Genomic DNA, 19848 nt, shown 5'->3' on the forward strand with positions numbered 1-19848 from the left:
TGACCGCCGCCATCTGGCACAACGACCACACCGACCAGCCCGTCAAGCGATCACTGACCGCCTACGACCACTAACGAGCCCTTGGACTTACTCATCTAGAGGACGAGCGAGATGCCGGTTGCCGTGACGACCACGGCGACCGCCGCGTCCAGCACCCGCCACGCCGAGGGCTTGGTGAACGTGCCGGACAGCCACCGCGCGCCGAACCCGAGCGCGGTGAACCACAGCACGCTGCCCGACATCGCGCCGACCGCGAACCACCACCGGTCGCCGCCGAAACCGGTGGACGCGGTGCCGAGCAGCAGCACGGTGTCCAGGTACACGTGCGGGTTGAGCCAGGTCAGCGCCAGGCACGTGACGATCGCGGCGGACGCGGCGCCGCCGAGCTCCAACGCTGCCGGCCGGAGCACGCGCCGTGCGGCCAGCACCCCGTAGCCGACGAGGAACGCCGCGCCGACCCACCGGACCACCGTCAACGCGACCGGCCAGGAGGTGAGCGCGGCACCCACACCGCCGACGCCCAGGGCGATGAGCAGCGCGTCCGACCCGGCGCAGATCGCCACGACCGCCGGCACCTGCTGCCGCAACACCCCCTGGCGCAGCACCAAGGCGTTCTGGGCGCCGATCACGACGATGAGGGACAGTCCGGTGCCCAGCCCGGCGAGCAGTGCGTACGTCACGCCACCGACCGTACGAACGGTCCGGTGATAAGGCCAGCTACGGTTCCTGAAGTATCATTAGCAACCGTGATGCTCGATCCCGAGTGCGTGCGCACCCTGCTGGCCGTCGTGGACGAAGGCACGTTCGACGCCGCCGCCAAGGCGCTGCACGTCACCCCCTCGGCCGTGAGCCAGCGCATCAAGCTGCTGGAGCAGCGCACCGGCCGCGTCCTGCTGGTGCGCTCGAAGCCAGCGAAGCTGACCGACTCGGGCGCCGTGATCGCGCGGTACGGGCGGCAGCAGGCGCTGCTGGACCGGGACGCGCGGGAGGCGTTGGGCCTGATCGAGGACCCGACGCCGATCCCGATCGCGGTCAACGCCGACTCGTTGGCCACCTGGTTCCGCCGCGTGGTCAAGGAACTGGCCGCCGACGAAGGCCTGGTGCTGTCCGTGCGGCGGGACGACCAGGACCACACCGCCGAGCTGCTGCGCCAGGGCCTGGTGGTGGCTGCGGTGACGTCGTCGCCGCAGCCGGTGCAGGGCTGCGTCGTCCGTCCACTCGGGAGCATCCGCTACCACGCCGTGGCCTCCAAGCGGTTCGAGCGGCGCTGGATGTCCGGGGGCCGGCCGCTGCACGACGCGCCGGTGATCGTGTTCGACGAGAAGGACGACCTCCAGGACCGGTTCTGCCGCGAGGTGACCGGCCGCGACGCGTCGGCGCACCGCCGCCACCACCTGCCGGACGGGCACGTGTTCGAGGACGCCGTGGTCGCCGGCGCGGGCTGGGCGCTGCTCACCGAGCACCAGATCGCCGCGCACCCCAGGCTCGTCCACCTCGCACCGGAGCAGCCGGTGGACGTGCTGCTGCACTGGCAGCAGTGGAAGCTCGACTCGCCTCCGCTGGCCCGCGTCGCGGACGCCGTCTTCCGCGCGGCGGCGGCCGAGCTGCGCTGAGCGGTTCGCCGGTCGATCACCCGCCGGCCGCTCGACCATCACCACCGCGCGCAGCCACTGCTCCTGCGCCGAGCCCGCCGTCATGTCGATGTCGGAGTTCAGCGATACGACGTGCCAGTTGCCGAGGCCGTAGGAGTAGCAGCCCCGACCGTCCTCGTCCCGGGAGCGAACTCCCCGGCCCCGCTCGGGTGACCCACGCCACTCCTCGCAACTCGACGGCGGGAGGACGACCACTTTCCGGCTCCGGCGGTGTCCATCTTCTTGTGAGGACCACAAGGATGGGAAGGAGCCGCCGTGCGAGGCATCCCGCCGACACCGGGACCGGGCACACCAGGACCGGGCACACCGCGCACGTCGCCGGACCTGGTGGCGTCGGCACGGGCGGGCGACGGCGAGGCGTTCCGCGGGCTGGTCGAGCCGTACCGCCGTGAGCTCCAAGTGCACTGCTACCGCATCCTCGGCTCCGTCCAGGACGCCGAAGACCTGGTCCAGGAGACGCTGCTGGCCGCCTGGAGCGGTATCGGCGACTTCGAGGAGCGCTCGTCGGTGCGGACCTGGCTCTACCGGATCGCGACCAACCGCTGTCTGAACGCGCTGCGCGCCGGCTCGCGCCGACCGCACGAGCACGCGGCCTACCGGTCGGAGGTCCCGTTGCCCGAGCCGTCGCACCGCCAGGCCGGACCGAGCTGGCTGGAGCCGTACCCCGACGTGCTGCTCGACGGCATCGTCGACCACCTGCCCGGACCGGAGGCCCGCTACGAGGTCAGGGAGTCGGTCTCGCTGGCGTTCCTGGCCGCGCTGCAACAACTCCCGCCGCGGCAACGGGCCGTGCTGGTGCTGCGGGACGTGCTGGGGTTCCGGGCCGCCGAGGTCGCGGGCATCCTCGACACGACCGAGAACGCGGTGACGAGCGCGCTGAGCCGGGCCCGGAGCGCACTGGCCCACGAGCTGCCGGTCCGGGAGAGCGCTCCGCTGCCGAACTCGCCGCAGGAACGCCGGGTCGTGGACGACTTCGTCCGCGCGTTCGAAGCCGGTGACGTCGACGCGATCGTGTCGATGCTGACCGACGACGCCTGGCTGACCATGCCGCCCATGCCCCTGGTGTACCAAGGGCTGGACGACATCCGGCACTTCCTGGCCGAGGTCGCGCTGCGCGACAGCGGCCGGCACGTGCTGGTCCCGACCCGGGCCAACGGCCAACCGGCGTTCGGCTGCTACCTGCGCGACCCGCGGAACCCGATCCTGCACGCGCACGGCGTGTTGGTGCTGACCCTGACCGGCGACCGGATCACCGCGCTGACCCGCTTCGTGGACAACTCCCTGCTGACCGTGTTCGGGCTACCACGGTCGCTCCGCGTCTAGAAGACCAGAACCACAAGGAGGAACGGTGGACACCGACCGCAGGCGGATGACGTCCGAACAGGCATGGGTGTTGGGGCTCGCTTCCCTGGCGTCGTTCATGATGGCACTGGACAGCCTCGTCGTGTCGACGGCGTTGACCACGATCCGGCGGGATCTCACCGCGTCGCTCGAAGAACTCGAGTGGACCGTCAACGCCTACAACCTGACGTTCGCGGTGCTGCTGCTGACCGGAGCGGCACTGGGTGACCGGTTCGGCCGGCGACGGGTGTTCGTCGCCGGGCTGGCGGTGTTCACCGTCGCCTCGGTGGCCTGCGCGCTGTCCCCGGGCATCGGCGCCCTGATCGCGGCACGGGCCTTGCAGGGCGCCGGCGCCGCGATGGTGCTGCCGCTGTCGCTCACGCTGATCAGCGCGGCGTTCCCGCCGCAGCAGCGGGGCAAGGCGATGGGGCTCTACCTGGGCCTGACCGGGCTGGCCACGTTCAGCGGCCCGTTCATCGGCGGCGTCATCGCCGAAGGGCTGGCCTGGCAGTGGATCTTCTGGCTGAACCTGCCGGTCGGCCTGGCCACGATCGCGCTCACGGCCCGGCGGGTCGACGAGAGCGTCGGCCCGAACAACCGGCTCGACCTGGTCGGCGTGGTGCTGGTGACCTCGGGCGCGTTCGGCATCGTCTGGGGCCTGGTGCGCGGCAACGTGGCCCGCTGGATGAGCGCCGAAGTGGTCGGCGCGCTGGTCCTCGGTCTCGCGCTGGTCATCGCGTTCGTGCTCTGGGAACGACGCACGGAGGCGCCGATGCTGCCGATGCGGTTCTTCCGGAAACGGGCGTTCGCCACGGCCAACCCGGCGAACTTCCTCGTCTTCGCCTCGCTGTACGGCACGATGTTCTTCCTCGCGCAGTACTTCCAGACCGTGCTCGGCGAAGGGCCGCTCGTCGCCGGGCTGATGCTGATGCCGTGGACCGCGACGCTGATGGTGTGCGCGCCCATCGCCGGGCGGTTGGTCGACAAGTACGGCGAGCGCACGTTCGTGGTCGGCGGGCTGCTGCTCCAGGCCATCGGCATGGGCTGGATCGCCGTGATCGCCGACACCGACACGGGCTACCTCGAACTGCTGCCCGCGCTCGTCGTCGGCAGCGTCGGGCTGACCATGGCCATGCCGGCGGCGCAGAAGGCGGTGGTCGGCTCGGTGGAACCGCGGGAGATCGGCCAGGCGTCCGGCGCGTTCATGATGCTGCGGATCTTCGGCGGGGTGTTCGGGATCGCGGTCACGGTCGCGGTGTTCGCGGCTGCCGGCGGCTACTCGTCGGCCGAGGAGTTCAGCGACGGGTTCGCGGCCGGGATGGGCGTGGTCTCCGCGTTCGCGTTCACCGGCGTGCTCGTCGCGTTGGGCATGCCAGCCGGGCGACCGGCGCCGCGGGCGAGCGCGGTCGCCGCGGGTTGACGTTAAAATGGCCGGTCGTCACGGCTCTCCCATCACGTGACGACCGGCCGTTGACACCGCGAGGCGCCTACTTCACTCCGCCTGCGGTCAGGCCCGCGATAATCCGCCGCTGGAACACCAGCACCAGGATGACCAGCGGCACGGTCACGATCACGCCCGCGGCCATCTGCGTGCCGAACGGCTGGTCGAAACCGTACGCCCCGGTGAACCGGGAGATCGCCACGGTAGCGGTCTGCATCTTGCTGTCGTTGACCATCGACAGGGCGATGATGAACTCGTTCCACGCCGCGATGAACGTGATGATCGCGGTGGTGAAGACACCCGGCGCGGCCAGCGGCAGGATGACCTTGCGGAACGCCTGGCCGCGGGTGCAGCCGTCGACCATCGCCGCCTGCTCCAGCTCCGCCGGCATCTGCCGGAAGAACGCGGTCAGGTTCCACACCGCCAGCGGCAGCGCGAACGACAGGCTGGGCACGATCATCGACTGGTAGGTGTTGATCCACCCGATGTCGGTGAACAGCGCCAGCAGCGGCACCAGCAGCGAGATGCCGGGGAACATCGACGTCGCGATGATCAGCGCCGCGACCGCGTTCTTGAACCGGAAGTTCAGCCGTGCCAACGCGTACGCCGCCGACACGCCGATGATCAGCGTCAGCACCGTCGTGACACCCGCGACGACCAGGCTGTTGAGCAGCGACCGGCCGAACCCGACCTCGGGCGCGAACACCGCCGTCAGGTTGTCCAGCGAGAACGGCGACGGCAGCGGCGTGACCGCGAACTGGTCGGAGGGACGGCGGAACGCCGACACCGCCATCCAGTAGAACGGCGCCAGGCAGTAGACCAGGATCAACCCCAGCCCGGCGAACCTCAGCGCGCCCCTCATTTCCGCGACCTTTCCCGAGCCTCGCCGATCACGTCCGCGCCCAGCAGCCGCACGAACACGAACGCGACGACCACGACGTAGACGAACAGCACCGTCGCGTACGCCGCGGCCGGTCCGAACCGGAGGCTCGACGCCTCGTCGAAGGCGACCATGGACAGCGTCTCCACCGATTCCTTGCGGTTGCCGATGAGCACGAACGGCAGGTCGAACATCCGCAGCGCGTCGAGCACCCGGAACAGCACGGCGACCAGCAGCGCGGGCTTCACCAGCGGCAGCGTGATCCGCCAGAACTGCTTCCACGGCGACGCGCCGTCCACCCGGGCCGCCTCGTAGACGTCGGTCGGGATGATCTGGAGGCCGGCCAGCACCAGCAGGCCGACGAACGGCGCGGTCTTCCACACGTCCGCCAGGATCACCGCCAGCTTGGCGTGCCAGCCCTCGGTCGTCCACAGGATCTGCTGGCCGATGATCGAGTTGGCCACGCCGTCGGCCTGGAAGATCCAGCGCCACAGCAGCGCGGACACCGCCGTCGGCACCGCCCACGGCACCAGGATGCTGGCCCGGACCACGCCGCGCCAGCGGATCGCGTGGTGCATGACCAGGGCCATGCCGACGCCGATCAACACCTCCAGCGTGACCGTGATGACGGTGAACACCGTGGTGTTGCCGAAGGCGTTCCAGAACCGGCTCGCCGCCTCACCGGCGAAGATCGAGGCGTAGTTGTCGATGCCGACGAACTGCGAGCCCTCCACGACGAAACCGCTCTCGTCGAGGTCCGTGCCCTCGCGGAACACCGACTCGCGCAGCGCCGCCACCAACGGGTACCCGACCACGAGGCCGAGCACCACGAACGTCGGTGACAGCAGCGCCGCGGCGAGTCGCCCCGCGCCCGAGGTCGCACCCCGGGCGCGGCGGGCGACCGCCGTCACTTCAGAAGCTCTTCCAACTTGGCCTGCAGGTCCTTCAGCGCCACGTCGCTGGTCTTCTCACCGGTCAGCGCGGCGTAGGCGGCTTCCTGGATGGCCTGGGTGACGTCGCCGTAGCGGACGGCCTGCGGGCGCGGCTTGGCCGAGAGGATCGACTTCTTCAGCGTCGGCAGGTACGGGAACTGCTTGATCAGCTCGGCGTCGTCGTACAGGCTCGCCAGCGTCGGCGCCTGCGAGGTGGCCAGCAGGTTGGAGCGCTGCGCGGCCTCGCTGGTGTAGAACTTCATGAAGTCCAGCGCGGTGGCCTTGTTCTTGCCGAAAGCGGAGATGGCGAAGTTGTGGCCGCCGAGGGTGGAGCTGCCGGTGCCCTTGATGCCGGGCAGCGGCGCGACGTCGAACTTGCCCGCGACCTGCGACGAGCCGTCGGTCTTGCCGGCCAGGTTCCACTGGTAGGGCCACTGGCGGTGGAACAGCAGCTCGCCCGCCTGGAACGCGCGGCGGCCTTCCTCCTCCTTGTACGTGATGGCCTTCTCCGGGATCACGCCTTCCTTGAAGCCGGCGACCAGGGCGTCGAGCCCGGCCTTCGCCTCGGGCGTGTTCACCACGGGCTTGCCGGACGCGTCGACGACGTCACCGCCGGCGGAGTGCACGGCCTCGTCGAAGTTGACGGTCAGGCCCTCGTACTTCTCGAACTGACCGGCGTAGCAGCCGATCGCGGGCTGGGCCGCCTTCACGGTCTTGCAGGCGGCGACGAGGTCGGCCCACGTCTTGGGCGCCTGCACGCCCGCCGCGTCGAGCAGGTCCTTGCGGTAGTACAGCAGGCCGCCGTCGGAGAACACCGGCGCCGCGTAGAGCTTGTCCCGGTACTCCGCGGTCTTCACCGCGGGCTCCAGGAACTTGTCCAGTTCGAACTGGTCCTTGGGCAGCTCGACCACCCAGCGGTTGGCCGCGAACTCCGCGGTCCACACCACGTCGAGGTTGAGGATCGTGTACGCGTCCGACTTGACCTGCGCGTTCTGCACCATCTGCTGACGCTGGGCGTCGGCGGACTCGGGCAGTTCGATGATCCGGACCTGCTCGTCCGCGTGCTTGGAGTTCCACTCGTCGACGAGCTTCTGCATGTTGCCGGACGTGTCCTTGCCGGTGGCGAAGGTGACCTCGCCCCGGCCTTCGAGCGCACCGCTGGGCTGCTCGCCGCCGTCGTTCCCACCACTGCCACACGAGGCGAGGAGAACTGCCACCCCCAGCGCCGCAGTCGCCCGCAACGCCGTTGTCCGTACGCCCATCACCGAACTCCCATCAATTCACATCGTGCTCTGTCAAGCGGATCGGGGCGCTGCCACGGCTGATGACCTCAACCGGCAGGTCGACACCCCGATCGCCGTTCGCGCTGTCCAGCAGGTCCGCCGCGGTTCGGGCGCACCTCTCGACGGGGTGCCGCACCGAGGTGAGGCCACCGTCCACAACGGAAGCCGGCGGCGAGTCGTCGAACCCGTCACCGCGACGTCCGTCCGGGGCCGAAGCCCTTGGCGGCGCGCTTCACGGAGCACACCTACAGCAAGGGGGTACGTCTCCGCGATCACCACGTCGGGTGGGACTTCGGTGTTCTGAAGCACCCGCAGCGCCGCGGCGCCCGCTTCGACGGCGCCGGCGGTGGCGGGTGTCGAGCGGTCCGAGGGCAGGTCCAGGGCGGTGCGGGCGGTGTTCCGGCGCCGCGTCCGGTCGAGGTTCTGGCTCGTCACACCGACCCTTCCGACGCGCGCGATTCGACTGCGGCCCAGACCGTACCGGAGGGTAACCGAGCGGTGACAGGCACCGCCGCGCAGAGGTGGACGAGGGGGTCGGGACGTGCCATGGGCCTGTTCCCCCTGCCGGAGACTGGTGACGGAGCGCGCCCGGATGCTCACTCGACTGCCGTTCGACCGTTCGAAAGCGGCGGCCACTGTGTCGCGCGCCACACGACCGTGTCAAGGAGTGGGACGCGCTACGTGATCGGACCGCAACGGAGGTGTGTCCTGGCCGGTGCGGTCACACCCGGATGACGTCGACGCCGCGTTCGCGGAACCGGCGCACGTCCTCCTCGGCGACGTCGGTGTCGGTCACGAGGGTGTGCACGCGGGTGATCGGGCAGACCTCGGCGAACGCCCTGGTGCCGATCTTCGACGAGTCCGCGACCACCACGACGCGCTGGGCGCGTTCGGCGAGCATCCGGTCGACGTCCGCCGCGCCCTCGTGGTGCGCGTAGGCGCCCGTGTCGGGGTCGATGCCGTCCACGCCGAGGAACGTCACGTCGAGGCTCAGCCCGCTGAGGATCCTGCCGGCCAGCGGGCTCGTCAGCTCGTAGGACTGCGGCCGGGCCACGCCACCCGTCACGACGAGCTTCACCTGTGGCCGCACCGCGAGTTCGTTGGCGATGTTCAACGCGTTGGTGACGACGGTGATCAGCCCGTCACCGGTCGCGCCGCCGACGTCCGGGCTCGTCATCAACGCCCGCGCCACCTCGGTGGTGGTCGTGCCGCCGTTGATGCCGATCACCGCGCCCCGGTTCACCTGACCGGCCGCCGCACGGCCGATGCGCTGCTTCTCCCCCGCGCGCAGGACGGTCTTGTACCGCAGCGGGAGACCGTAGGCGACGGAGTGCGCCACCGCGCCACCCCGCGTCCGGGTGAGCAACTGCTGACGGGCCAGGTGGTCGAGGTCCCGGCGGACGGTCGCACCGGAGACGTCCAGCTCGACCGCGATGTCGTCCACCTCGACCCGGCCCCGATCGGCCAGCAGCTCCAACAGCAGGTTCAGCCGCTCGTACCGCTTCACCGCGCCACCTCCCCCGAAGTGAACGCACACTACAGATGCCCCGGTGCGAACGGAACCGCTTCAGATGACGCCCGTCAACGTGGTCCGGATGGCCAGCGCGGCGCCGGAGCGCGCCCACTCGCGGAAATCCCACTGCCGCACGTCGAGGTCGACCAGCGAGGTGTCCGCCTCGTAGCTGGCCCGGATGCCGTCCGCCACCCGTTCGGCCGACACCTCGTACAGCGGCAGGCCGTCGCCGGTGAGCAGCACCTTCTGCGGGTCGACGAGGTTCGCGACGGTGCCGATGAGCACGCCGAGCGCGTAGCCCGCGTCGTCGAACACCCGCTTGGCGTCGGGATCGCCGGCCAGTGCCCGGTCCACCGCCTCCTCGTAGGTCGGCTCGCCCAGCTCGCGCAGGATCACGTGCGTCATCAGGTAGCTCGACGCGCAGCCGCGGTGGCCGTAGCCGCACACCGGCCCGCTCGGGTCGACCAGGATGTGGGCGATCCGGGGCGGCAGCCCGTGCGCGCCCTCCACCAGCCTGCCGCCGACGACCAGCCCGCAGCCGACGCCCGCGCCGACCGTGATCAGCACCATCGACGTCAGGCCCGCGCCCGCGCCGAACCAGTGCTCGGCGGAGGTCAGCGCCTGCACGTCGTTGTCGACGGCGGTCGGCACGCCGGTCGCCGCGACCACCCGCTCGCGCAGCGGCACGTCGGTCCAGTGCAGGAACTCCGCCTCCACCACGACTCCGTCGCGCACGATGCCGCCGAGCGTCACGCCGATCGCGGTGACGTCCCGGAAAGCTGCCGCGACGTCGGCGATCTGGGCGACCACGTCGGCCGGATCGGTGGAGCGCAACGGCTCGTCGGTGGTCTCGACCACGGTCGCGGTGAGGTCGGTGACCGCGGCGAACAGCCGGTCCGCGGTCAGCTTCACGCCCAGGAAGCGGTGCGCCTCGCCGCGCACGTGCAGCATCTCCGACGGCCTGCCGGTGGACGACCGGAGTTCCGTGCCGCCCTCGACCAGCAGCCCGTGCTGCACCAAGGTGCGGGTCAGCCTGGTGAGGGTGGGGCGGGACAGGTGCAGCCGCGCGGCGATCTCGGCCCTCGGCATGGCGCCGTGGATCAGGACCTCCAGCAGCACGTCCCGCGCGACCTCGGGCAGGTCCGGCCAGGACGGGGTGGTGCGAGCGTCGGTTCCCGAGGGCACCGCCCGAAGATACCCCGCCCCGTCCCGGCCGGATCACCGAGAGCGGGCGGCTAGCAGATGGACTGCCTGCTGTTCACGAGCGTGTTGTTGCGGAACGTGGTGTTGGTGCCGCACGGGCTCTCGGTGATGGCCGAGTTCGTGACGGTCAGGTTCTGGACGAGGATGTCCCGGGTGACCGGGAACTCGGTCCGCGCCGCCAGCCGGATGTCACCCGGGCCGGTGACGCTGCCGCCCTGCGCGGCGATGTTCACGTTGTAGCAGTTCTCGATCAGGATCGAGTTGCTGCCGGTCTGCGCGATGTCGATCCGGTCGATCTGGAGGCCGCCGCTCTCCGAGACGCAGAAGATGCCGCGACCGCCGCCGCGCGCCTTGACCGTGCCGACCCGGACGTTGATCGGGTAGCTGCTGCCGATCCGGCCGTTGCGGTTGGCGGTGCGGAACGCGGCGTAGCCGGTGCCGGTGCCCGCGTTCTCGGCGTCGACGGTGCCGACGGTGGCGTTGATCGTCTGGTTGAGCAGCAGGCCGGACTCGCCGACGCCGCGGGCCACCACGGTGCCGATGGTGAGGCCGTCCACGCCGTAGGTCTCCACGGCGTGCGAGCTTGCGCCCTGCACGTACGCGTAGTCGAGGCGGATGTTGCGGCTCCACTGGCTGGTGTCGCCGCGGTTGTCGATGCGGACGCCCAAGCCCCTGGACAGGCGCATGTTCACGTTGCCGATCACCACGTTGGTGACGTTGCGCATGAAGATGCCGTACAGCGGGGTGCCGGTGAGGGTGAGGTTCTGGACCTCGATGTCGCGGACGCCGCGCGCGTAGACCGGGGCGTAGTCGCCCGAGCCGGTGCCGGTGACGTTGATGGTGCCGCACAGGTCGATCGTGGTGTAGCTGCGCATCGAGTACCGCTCGCCCGCGGGGATGGAGCCGGACGCCCGGACGACGATCCGCTCCTTGTAGGTGCGGTTGGCGGTGAGGCTGTCGTTGGCCGCCTGCATCGCGGCGCGCAGGCTGCTGCCGCCGTAGACCGTGCTGCCGCCGCGGCGGGCGGTGAAGCTGGTGCCGGACCCGGTCACCTCGGCCTGGTACGAGCCGTCGCCGCAGGCCGCCTGCGCCTCCGGCGCGGCCACCTGGAGGAGCGCCGCTGTCAACGCTGACACGGCGAGGAGTGCTTTCATGGGGTGTTCTCCCAAGTGTTGGTAAGCGCTTTCCTGCGGCGGCGTAGGCGATCCTAGGGTTCTCGACGGCAGAGGGGAAGAGCGGCGGCGGCCCACCGGGGGACGTGGTGGGCCGCCGTCCGAGTCGGTTCTGGGAGCGGTCCCAGAACGGGTTGTAGTGAAACCGACGCCGGAACGTCCCGTCAAGTGCCCGTCTCACCCGGGTGAGGAAGGCCCTTGACCGGTACAGATTCGCGGGCTACTTCAGGTTGGGCAGCTCGTCGCGCGTGACGACGTAGCTGTGGTTGTAGACCTTCTGGAGGTGGCCGACCGAGTTGCTGACGGTCAGGTGGTTGCCGTGCCAGGTGCCGAACAGCACCCAGCGCGTGGCGGTGGAGATCAACCGGTCCGGGTCCGGGATGGGGCCGTTCTCGTGCAGCGCGATCGGCACGGTGGTCCCGACGATGTTCCGCACGGCGTTGTACATCGCGTTCTGCGGGTCGTAGTTGCCGTCACCCGCGTAGGTGTCCGCGCCGCCGATGTCGACGTACTGCTTGCCCGGGTAGAACGACGCCTGCGGTTGGCCGTTGTAGCCGTGCAGCCACACGAGGTTGTCCAGGCCCTTGGTGGTGGTGAAGTAGCTGTACATGAAGCGCCACAGCCGGTTGTACTGCGACCCGCCTTCCTTGCTCCACCAGAACCACGTGCCGCCGGCCTCGTGGAACGGCCGCCAGATGACCGCCGCGCCCGCGTTCTCCAGCTGCTGCAACGAGGCCGCCGCGCCGTCGAGCCGCTGGATGAACGAGTTGTACTCGGCCGTGCCGGGGGTCAGCACCGCGTTGATGGACACCGCCATCTGCGTGCCCTCGTACGTGTCCGGCTTGGTCGGCGCGCCCATGTGGTAGCCGACCATCGGGATGCCGCCGGCGTTCCACCACGCGATGGCGCGCGAGGCGTAGTCCTTGGAGTCGCCGTAGTCCAGCGCCCGGATCGCCGGGTACTTGCCGGTGTTGTTCCGGATGTAGTCGATCTCGTAGTCCGGCCCGCCGATCCAGGTCGACTCCTGCTGGCCGGACAGGATGTGGTTGCCGTACTGCGAGTAGACGTAGCAGAGCAGCTTGCGGGCCTGGGCGGTGGCGTTCGGGTTGACCGGGTTCACCGAGCACGCCGGGCCGGGGCCGGGGTTCGTGCCCGCGCGCCACTGCTGGTTGGCCTGCCCGTTGCAGTTCCACAGGGTGACCGCGGTGCCGTTGGCGGTGGCCTGGTTGTGCACGTCCAGGCAGAGGCCCGACTGGGTCGCGGTGATGCTGCCGTTCGAGTTCAGCCGGAACTTCTGGTTCGCCCCGCCGTTGCAGTCCCAGATCGCCAACCGGACGCCGGGCGTGGTGGAGGCGTTCGGCACGTCGAGGCACCGGCCGCCGTTGAAAACCCGCAGCTCACCGGCGGCGGTGAACTCCCAGCCCTGGTTCGACTGGCCGTTGCAGTCCCAGATGTCCACCAGTGCGCCGTTGGCGTTGGTCCCGCCGGCCACGTCGAGGCAGCGGTTCGAGGCGACCCCGACGAGCGGGGCCGGTGCGGCGTGGGCGGGTGTGCCGACCAGGGCCGACGCGGGAACGGCCAACGCGAGGGCGAGCATGGCTCTGCCCACGCGACGAAGTGCGCGCATCCGATCTCCTTTGATCATCGCAGACGGTGGCGGAGAGGCTCGTGCCGAGCCGCACCACATTGTTAAGTCCACGATGAAACAAAGTCAATGGCGTACCCGCCTAGCGGGTGATGATGTACGCGATGCCGCCGGAGCCGCCCGCGACGGAGCCGTCCGCCCGGTACCGCTTCGTCCGCAGCCAGATGTTCTCGAACTGGGTCCGGTCGTAGACCCGCCGCACCGCCGCGTTGGAGGACGACGCCGGGTCGTTGGCGATCACGTCGCCGTCCTCGGTGAACCCGATGACGACCATGATGTGGCCGGCCGTGCCGTAGCCCGCGCCGTCCAGCTCGTCCGCCCGGAACGACTGGGAGGTGATCACCGGGACGCCGCGCGCGATGTAACCCTCCAGTTCGGACAGTGAGCGCAGGCGCGTGATGTGGCCGCGCAGACCGAAGCTCGCCGCGTACGCCGTGTTGAACGGCCAGTTGCCCGCGCCCCGGTAGTCGTAGTCGTACGTGTGCCGGGCGGCGTGGTCCACGGCGCGGTCCGCGTGGCCCGGGTCGACCCAGGCCAGGTCGTCGGCGGTCGGCCCGCGCCCGTAGTACTCGACGACCATCTCAGTCGACGTCGGGCTGCACCACGCCTCACCGCCGCCGTCGTACTCGGGGTAGTGGCCCTCGTGCACGTTCTGGGAGTAGCGCGGCACCGCCAGCTCGACGCCACTCGCGACGCCCGGCGTGCTCGGGGGAACCGTGAAGCGGTCCGGGACCGCGGAGGCCATCGCGCCCGCCATCCGGAGCAGCGGCGACGTCCGCGTGCCGGTCTGCCGGTAGAGCGTGACCCGGAGCTGGTACGCGCGCAGCGGCTGCTGCCCGGCGACGAACGTGTCGACGTCGACCGAACCGTGCTCGTCGCCCTGGCCGGAGACGGTGGTCCGCTTGACGTCCTGGTCGCCGAACGCCCAGCGGCCCATCACGTACCAGCGGGTGCCGTCGCCGCGCAGCTCGACCTGCAACCAGGTGCCGGCGGGGGTGTCGGCGTTCCACGAGGCGACGGCCTGGGTGGCGTCGAACCCGGTGACCCGGCGCGGCGACGTCCACCGCGCGTAGTCGTAGCTCTTGCCCTCGTGCTCCAGCACGCCGACCGGCCGGCGGACGACCAGCCCACCGGGCACCAGCGCGGTGCCCTCGTGCTCACCCTGGACGAGCTGCGCGGCCCGCCATTCCCGGTAGTCGACGCGCGCGCCCTCGGCCACCGCGGGCGGTGCCGCGGCGAGACCGAGGGCGAGCACTGCGGACACCACCGACACACCCCGAAGAGTCATGTCGGAAATTGTCGCGTTATCCGGTTCTCTTGTAAAAGTCCAACAGGGTGTAATCAGCCGACCGGGTGGTCACGCGCGGCCACGACGCTTGGTCCACACGTCGTAGGCGACCGCGGCCAGCAGGACCAGGCCCTTCACGAGCATCACCTGTTCGCTGGGCGCGCCGATCAGCGACATGCCGTTGTTGATCACGCCCATGATCAGGCCGCCGGTGATCGCGCCGACCACCTTGCCCACGCCGCCCTGCACCGCCGCGCCGCCGATGAACGCCGCCGCGATCGCGTCGAGCTCGAACGCGGTGCCCGCCGTCGGACCGGCCTGGTTGAGCCGGCCGGCGAAGATCACGCCCGCCAGCGCGGCCAGCACGCCCATGTTCACGAACACCCAGAACGTGACCTGCTTGACCTTCACGCCGGACAGCGTGGCCGCCTGGAGGTTGCCGCCGATGGCGTAGATGTGCCGGCCGAACACCGACTTGTTCGCCATCACCGAGTAGCCCAGCGCCAGCACCGCCAGCAGCACGAGCACCCACGGCAGGTTGCGGAACCGGGCCAGCTGCACGACCACGGCCAGCACCACGGCCGCCGCCAGCGCGATCTTCGCCACGAAGATCGGGAACGGGTCGACGACCTGCCGGTAGCTCAGCCGCGCCTTGCGCTTGCGCCACTGCGTGAACGCGAACCCGGCCACCACCGCGACACCGACCAGCAGGCTCAGCAGGTCCGCGCCGCCCAGCGGGCCGAGGCCGACGTTGCCGAGGTAGCCCTCGGTGAAGCCGTTGGCCAGCGTGCGGATCTGGTCCGGGAACGGCCCGATGCCCTGGTTGCCCAGCACGGTCAGGGTCAGCGCCCGGAACACCAGCATGCCCGCCAGCGTCACGATGAACGCCGGGATGCCGAAGAACGCCACCCAGTAGCCCTGCGCCGCGCCGATCACCGCGCCCGCGAGCAGCGTGATCACCACCGCCAGCGGCCACGGCAGGCCCATCTGCACGGTCAGCACCGCGCAGATCGCGCCGGTCAGCGCCACCACCGACCCGACGGACAGGTCGATGTGCCCGTTGATGATCACCAGGATCATGCCGATGGCCAGGATCAGCACGTACGAGTTCTGCACGATGATGTTGGAGATGTTCTGCGGTGTCAGCAGAGCACCGTCCGTCAGCACGGTGAAGAGCACCACGATCAGCGCGAACGCCATGTAGATGCCGGACTGTCGCAGGTTGATCGAGAACCGGCGCTGCGATGCGGCGGACTTCGCCACGGGCGCCGGTGCCAGTTCAGTGCTCATGAGGTCTGTCCCTGGGTCATGTGGTGCATCAGGCGTTCCTGGGTGGCGTCGGCGCGGTCCAGCTCACCGGTGATCCGGCCCTCGGACAGCGCGTACACCCGGTCGCACAGGCCGAGCAGCTCCGGCAGCTCCGAGGAGATGACCAGCACCGCGCGGCCCTGGTCGGCCAGCTCGTTGATGATCGAGTAGATCTCGTACTTCGCGCCGACGTCGATACCGCGCGTCGGCTCGTCGAGGATGAGCACGTCCGGGTCGGTGAACATCCACTTGGCCAGCACGACCTTCTGCTGGTTGCCGCCGGACAGCGACGAGGTGGGCGTGCCGACGTCGGGCGTCTTGATGTTCATCGAGCGCCGGAACCGCTCGGCGACCGAGAACTCCTCGTTCTCGTTCACCCAGCCGCGCCGGGAGAGCTTGACGAGCCCCGCCGCCGACACGTTCCGCTTCACGTCGTCGATGAGGTTCAGCCCGTACCGCTTGCGGTCCTCGCTCACGTACGCCAAGCCGTGCTCGATGGCCTTGCGGACGGTGCGGGTGTCGATCTCGCGGCCGTCCTTGACCACGCGGCCGGACACGCCGACGCCGTACGAGCGGCCGAACACGCTCATCGCGAGTTCCGTGCGGCCGGCGCCCATGAGGCCCGCGAGACCGACGATCTCACCGCGCCGCAGCGACAGCGTGGCGTTGTCGACCACCACCCGGTCCGGCTGGGACGGGCTGTGCACGGTCCAGTCCTCGATCCGCAGCACCTCCTCCCCCACCTTCGGCGTCCGAGGCGGGAAGCGGTGCTCCAGGTCGCGGCCGACCATGCCCGAGATGATCCGCTCCTCGGTGACGTCCGCCGCGGGCAGCGTCTCGATGGTGCGGCCGTCGCGCAGGATCGTGATGCTGTCCGCGATCCGGGTCACCTCGTTGAGCTTGTGCGAGATGATCACCGAGGTGATGCCCTCGTCGCGCAGGCCGTCCAGCAGGTCGAGCAGGTGCGCGGAGTCGTCGTCGTTCAACGCCGCGGTCGGCTCGTCCAGGATCAGCAGCTTGACCTCCTTGGCCAGGGCCTTGGCGATCTCCACCAGCTGCTGCTTGCCCACACCGAGGTCGTGCACGGGCTCCGTGGGGTTCTCCCGCAGGCCCACGCGGGCGAGCAGTGCCGCCGCCGCGTGGTTCGTGCGGTTCCAGTCGATGAACCCGCGCTTGGCCCGCTCGTTGCCGAGGTACAGGTTCTCGGCGATGGACAGCTGGCCGCACAGCGCCAGCTCCTGGTGGATGATCACGATGCCGCGCCGCTCGCTGTCGCGGACGCCGCCGAACGAGCAGGGCTCGCCCTCGAAGACGATCTCGCCCTCGTACGACCCGTCCGGGTGCACGCCGGAGAGCACCTTCATCAGCGTGGACTTGCCCGCGCCGTTCTCACCGCAGATCGCGTGGATCTCACCGCGCCGCACGGCGAGCGATACGTCGTGCAGCGCGGTGACCCCGGCGAACCGCTTGGTGATGCCGCGCATCACCAGGATGTCGTCGGACATGTTCCAACTACCTCAACTGGTCCGCGGTGTAGTAGCCGCTGTCCACGAGCACCTTCTGGTAGTTGGTCTTGTCCACGATGACCGGCTCCAGCAGGAAGGACGGCACGACCTTCTTGCCGTTGTCGTAGTCCTTCTCGTTGTTGACCTCGGGCTTGCCACCCTTGAGCACCGCGTCCGCCATCTTCACGGTGACCGCCGCCAGCTCGCGGGTGTCCTTGTGGATGGTCGAGTACTGCTCGTTGCCGATGATCGACTTGACCGAGGCGACCTCGGCGTCCTGACCGGTGACGGTCGGGTACGGGTTGCCCGCGGTGCCGTAGCCGCTGCTCTTGAGCGCGGACAGGATGCCGATGGACAGGCCGTCGTACGGCGACAGCACGCCGTTCACCTGGGCACCGCCGTAGGTGGAGGTGAGCAGGTCCTCCATCCGCTTCTGGGCCGTGGCCGGGTCCCAGCGCAGGATGGCGACCGTCTTGAAGTCGACCTGGCCGCTCTTGACCACCAGCGTGCCCTTGTCGATGTGGGGCTGGAGCACCGACATCGCGCCGTTGAAGAAGAACGTGGCGTTGTTGTCGTCCGGCGAGCCGGCGAACAGCTCGATGTTCAGCGGGCCCTTCGCGTCACCGGGGGTGCCGTCGGCCTTGAGCACGCCGAGGCCCGTCAGCAGCGACGTCGCCTGCTGCACGCCGACCTTGAAGTTGTCGAACGTGGCGTAGTAGTCGACGCTGTCCGTGTTGCGCAGGAGGCGGTCGTAGGCGATGACCGGGATCTTCGCGTCTTCCGCCTGCTGGAGCTGCGACGTGATCGCGGTGCCGTCGATCGAGGCCACGATCAGAAGCTTCGCGCCCTTGGTGATCTGGTTCTCGATCTGGTTGGCCTGCGTCGGGATGTCGTTCTCGGCGTACTGGAGGTCGACCTTGTAGCCCTTCTCCTCCAACGCCTTCTTGATGTTGTCGCCGTCGTGGATCCAGCGCTCGGACGACCGCGTCGGCATGGTCACGCCGACGAGCGCGCCCTCGGTCGACCCGGTCTGCTGGTCGACGGTCTTCTCCGCCGAGCCGCAGGCGGTCAACGTGAGCGCTGCCGCCACGGTGGCGGCGGCGAACCGTGGAAACTTCATTGTTTCTTTCTCCTCGGGTGTGGCGGTGACTGGCGCGGGACTAGCGGAGACCCTGCGCGAGCCGGAAGTACGCCTGGTTCCAGCGCAGGCGGTCGCTGAACGACGCGGTGGTCGTGTCCTGGTCGATGACCACCAGCTCGGTGTTCACCATGTTCGCGAAGTCGCGCAGCACCTCCGCGCCGACGGCCTGCGTCATCACGGTGTGGTGCGGGCCGCCCGCCGTCAGCCACGACTCGGCGGACGTGGACAGCGACGGCGCCGGCTTCCACACCGCGCGGGCCACCGGCAGGTTCGGCAGCGGCTCGTCCGGCGGCACGACCTCGACCTCGTTGGCCACCAACCGGAACCGCTCGCCCAGGTCGGCCAGGCCGACGACCACGGCCGGACCCGCCGCCGCGTCGAACACCAGCCGGACCGGGTCCTCCCGGCCGCCGATGCCCAGCGCGTGGATCTCGCACGACGGTCGGTCGGCCGCGATGGACGGGCAGACCTCCAGCATGTGCGCGCCCAGGATCTTCGGCTCGCCGGGGCCGAAGTGGTAGGTGTAGTCCTCCATGAACGAGGTGCCCCGGCCCGTGCCGGTGCCCATCGCCTTCACCGCGGCCAGCAGCGCGGAGGTCTTCCAGTCGCCCTCACCGCCGAACCCGTAGCCGTCGCCCATCAGGCGCTGCACGGCGAGGCCGGGCAGCTGGCGCAACCCGCCCAGGTCCTCGAAGTTCGTGGTGAACGCGCCGAAGCCGCCTTCGGTGAGGAACCGCCGCAGGCCGGCCTCGATGCGCGCCGCGTAGCGCAGCGACTCGTGCCGCTCCGCGCCGCGGTGCAGCTCGGGCGCGAGCCGGTAGGCGTCGGCGTAGTCGGCGACGAGCAGGTCGATCTCGTCGTCCGGCACCGCGTCCACGAGCTCGACCAGGTCGTTCACGCCGTAGGTGTTCACCGAGACGCCGAAGCGCAGCTCGGCCTCGACCTTGTCGCCCTCGGTCACGGCGACACCGCGCATGTTGTCACCGAACCGGGCCAGCTTCATCCCGTTCAGGTGGCTGTAGCCGGTGGCGGCCCGCACCCAGCCGTCGATCCGCTCGGCCAGCACCGGGTCGCTCGCGTGACCCGCCACCGTCTTGCGGTGCACGCCGATCCTGGTCTGGATGAACCCGAACTCGCGGTCGCCGTGCGCGGCCTGGTTCAGGTTCATGAAGTCCATGTCGATGGTCGACCACGGCAGCGCCTCGTTCAGCTGCGTGTGCAGGTGCAGCAGCGGCTTGCGCAGCGCGTCCAGCCCGGTGATCCACATCTTGGCGGGCGAGAACGTGTGCATCCACGCGATCACGCCGACGCACGACGGGTCGGCGTTCGCCGCCAGCATCACGGTGCGGATGGCCGCGGTGTCGGTCAGCACCGGCTGCCAGACGATTTCCGCGGTGATCCTCCCCGACTCGGTGAGCATCCGCTGGATCTGCTGCGATTGCCGGGCGACCTGCTCTAGCGTGTCCGGGCCGTAGAGGTGCTGGCTCCCGGTGAGGAACCAGACTTGCGGCTTCCCAGCAGAGGACATGCGGGGCTCCCCTCGT

At 69.9% G+C, this 19848-nt stretch carries 16 protein-coding genes; 3 read left to right on the top strand and 13 right to left on the bottom strand.

All coding sequences use genetic code 11. From position 1 onward, the window contains the following. Positions 1-95: 95 nt before the first annotated feature. Complete coding sequence (locus OQ02_RS09870) at positions 96-680, bottom strand: LysE/ArgO family amino acid transporter (RefSeq protein ID WP_033438047.1); 585 nt, start codon at positions 678-680, stop codon at positions 96-98. A gap of 69 nt (positions 681-749) precedes the next feature. Between OQ02_RS09870 and OQ02_RS09875 the strand changes: the two genes are divergently transcribed. The 3 genes from OQ02_RS09875 to OQ02_RS09885 all read left to right on the top strand — a co-directional run bounded on the left by OQ02_RS09875 (position 750) and on the right by OQ02_RS09885 (position 4413). Beyond that, positions 750-1613: a LysR family transcriptional regulator ArgP gene (locus OQ02_RS09875; RefSeq protein ID WP_033438048.1), complete on the top strand. Its 864-nt coding sequence runs from the start codon at positions 750-752 to the stop codon at positions 1611-1613. A gap of 363 nt (positions 1614-1976) precedes the next feature. Then, positions 1977-2975 (top strand): sigma-70 family RNA polymerase sigma factor, encoded by a 999-nt coding sequence (locus OQ02_RS09880; RefSeq protein WP_033438235.1) that lies wholly within the window; start codon positions 1977-1979, stop codon positions 2973-2975. Positions 2976-3000: 25 nt separating this feature from the next. Next, the gene (locus OQ02_RS09885) at positions 3001-4413 is read left to right on the top strand and encodes an MFS transporter (protein WP_231499944.1); all 1413 of its coding nucleotides are present in this window, start codon (positions 3001-3003) and stop codon (positions 4411-4413) included. Positions 4414-4480: 67 nt separating this feature from the next. Here the strand turns inward: OQ02_RS09885 and OQ02_RS09890 are convergent, their stop codons facing one another. The 12 genes from OQ02_RS09890 to araA all read right to left on the bottom strand — a co-directional run bounded on the left by OQ02_RS09890 (position 4481) and on the right by araA (position 19832). Beyond that, entirely contained in the window at positions 4481-5296 is an 816-nt protein-coding gene (locus OQ02_RS09890) for a carbohydrate ABC transporter permease (protein WP_033438049.1), read from the bottom strand. Next, positions 5293-6225, bottom strand: coding sequence for a carbohydrate ABC transporter permease (locus OQ02_RS09895; RefSeq protein WP_033438050.1), 933 nt, complete (start codon positions 6223-6225; stop codon positions 5293-5295). The genes OQ02_RS09890 and OQ02_RS09895 overlap by 4 nt, the downstream gene beginning before the upstream one ends. Continuing rightward, positions 6222-7508 (bottom strand): ABC transporter substrate-binding protein, encoded by a 1287-nt coding sequence (locus OQ02_RS09900; RefSeq protein ID WP_033438051.1) that lies wholly within the window; start codon positions 7506-7508, stop codon positions 6222-6224. The genes OQ02_RS09895 and OQ02_RS09900 overlap by 4 nt, the downstream gene beginning before the upstream one ends. A gap of 742 nt (positions 7509-8250) precedes the next feature. Further along, positions 8251-9036 (bottom strand): DeoR/GlpR family DNA-binding transcription regulator, encoded by a 786-nt coding sequence (locus OQ02_RS09910; protein ID WP_033438053.1) that lies wholly within the window; start codon positions 9034-9036, stop codon positions 8251-8253. A 60-nt stretch (positions 9037-9096) separates the two neighbouring features. Next, positions 9097-10227, bottom strand: a complete 1131-nt coding sequence (locus OQ02_RS09915; RefSeq protein WP_231499945.1) for an ROK family transcriptional regulator — start codon at positions 10225-10227, stop codon at positions 9097-9099. A 50-nt stretch (positions 10228-10277) separates the two neighbouring features. Then, on the bottom strand, positions 10278-11399 hold the full coding sequence (locus OQ02_RS09920) for a hypothetical protein (protein WP_033438054.1): 1122 nt from the start codon (positions 11397-11399) through the stop codon (positions 10278-10280). A 238-nt stretch (positions 11400-11637) separates the two neighbouring features. Next, positions 11638-13044 (bottom strand): glycosyl hydrolase, encoded by a 1407-nt coding sequence (locus tag OQ02_RS09925; protein ID WP_231499946.1) that lies wholly within the window; start codon positions 13042-13044, stop codon positions 11638-11640. Positions 13045-13144: 100 nt separating this feature from the next. Next, a complete protein-coding gene (locus tag OQ02_RS09930) occupies positions 13145-14350 on the bottom strand; it encodes a C39 family peptidase (RefSeq protein WP_081915503.1) in 1206 nt (401 codons plus the stop codon). Positions 14351-14419: 69 nt separating this feature from the next. After that, positions 14420-15640, bottom strand: coding sequence for a multiple monosaccharide ABC transporter permease (gene mmsB / locus OQ02_RS09935; protein WP_033438057.1), 1221 nt, complete (start codon positions 15638-15640; stop codon positions 14420-14422). Next, positions 15637-17163 carry a multiple monosaccharide ABC transporter ATP-binding protein gene (mmsA, locus tag OQ02_RS09940; RefSeq protein ID WP_033438058.1) on the bottom strand — a complete coding sequence of 509 codons (1527 nt, stop codon included), beginning with the start codon at positions 17161-17163 and terminating at the stop codon, positions 15637-15639. The genes mmsB and mmsA overlap by 4 nt, the downstream gene beginning before the upstream one ends. 7 nt (positions 17164-17170) lie before the next feature. Then, entirely contained in the window at positions 17171-18283 is a 1113-nt protein-coding gene (gene chvE, locus OQ02_RS09945) for a multiple monosaccharide ABC transporter substrate-binding protein (RefSeq protein ID WP_033438059.1), read from the bottom strand. Between the two features lie 40 nt (positions 18284-18323). After that, a complete protein-coding gene (gene araA, locus OQ02_RS09950) occupies positions 18324-19832 on the bottom strand; it encodes an L-arabinose isomerase (RefSeq protein ID WP_033438060.1) in 1509 nt (502 codons plus the stop codon). Between the last annotated feature and the right edge of the window lie 16 nt (positions 19833-19848).

Source organism: Saccharothrix sp. NRRL B-16314 (genome assembly GCF_000716595.1).
In the GTDB taxonomy this organism is placed as follows: domain Bacteria; phylum Actinomycetota; class Actinomycetes; order Mycobacteriales; family Pseudonocardiaceae; genus Actinosynnema.

What these genes read in the sequence shown, in the direction of transcription:
- OQ02_RS09875 (WP_033438048.1), top strand. Translation starts at nt 750, where the DNA reads ATGCTCGATCCCGAGTGCGTGCGCACCCTGCTGGCCGTCGTGGACGAA.
- OQ02_RS09890 (WP_033438049.1), bottom strand. Translation starts at nt 5,296, where the DNA reads ATGAGGGGCGCGCTGAGGTTCGCCGGGCTGGGGTTGATCCTGGTCTAC.
- OQ02_RS09900 (WP_033438051.1), bottom strand. Translation starts at nt 7,508, where the DNA reads ATGGGCGTACGGACAACGGCGTTGCGGGCGACTGCGGCGCTGGGGGTG.
- OQ02_RS09920 (WP_033438054.1), bottom strand. Translation starts at nt 11,399, where the DNA reads ATGAAAGCACTCCTCGCCGTGTCAGCGTTGACAGCGGCGCTCCTCCAG.
- OQ02_RS09925 (WP_231499946.1), bottom strand. Translation starts at nt 13,044, where the DNA reads ATGCGCGCACTTCGTCGCGTGGGCAGAGCCATGCTCGCCCTCGCGTTG.
- OQ02_RS09930 (WP_081915503.1), bottom strand. Translation starts at nt 14,350, where the DNA reads ATGACTCTTCGGGGTGTGTCGGTGGTGTCCGCAGTGCTCGCCCTCGGT.
- mmsB (WP_033438057.1), bottom strand. Translation starts at nt 15,640, where the DNA reads ATGAGCACTGAACTGGCACCGGCGCCCGTGGCGAAGTCCGCCGCATCG.
- mmsA (WP_033438058.1), bottom strand. Translation starts at nt 17,163, where the DNA reads ATGTCCGACGACATCCTGGTGATGCGCGGCATCACCAAGCGGTTCGCC.
- chvE (WP_033438059.1), bottom strand. Translation starts at nt 18,283, where the DNA reads ATGAAGTTTCCACGGTTCGCCGCCGCCACCGTGGCGGCAGCGCTCACG.
- araA (WP_033438060.1), bottom strand. Translation starts at nt 19,832, where the DNA reads ATGTCCTCTGCTGGGAAGCCGCAAGTCTGGTTCCTCACCGGGAGCCAG.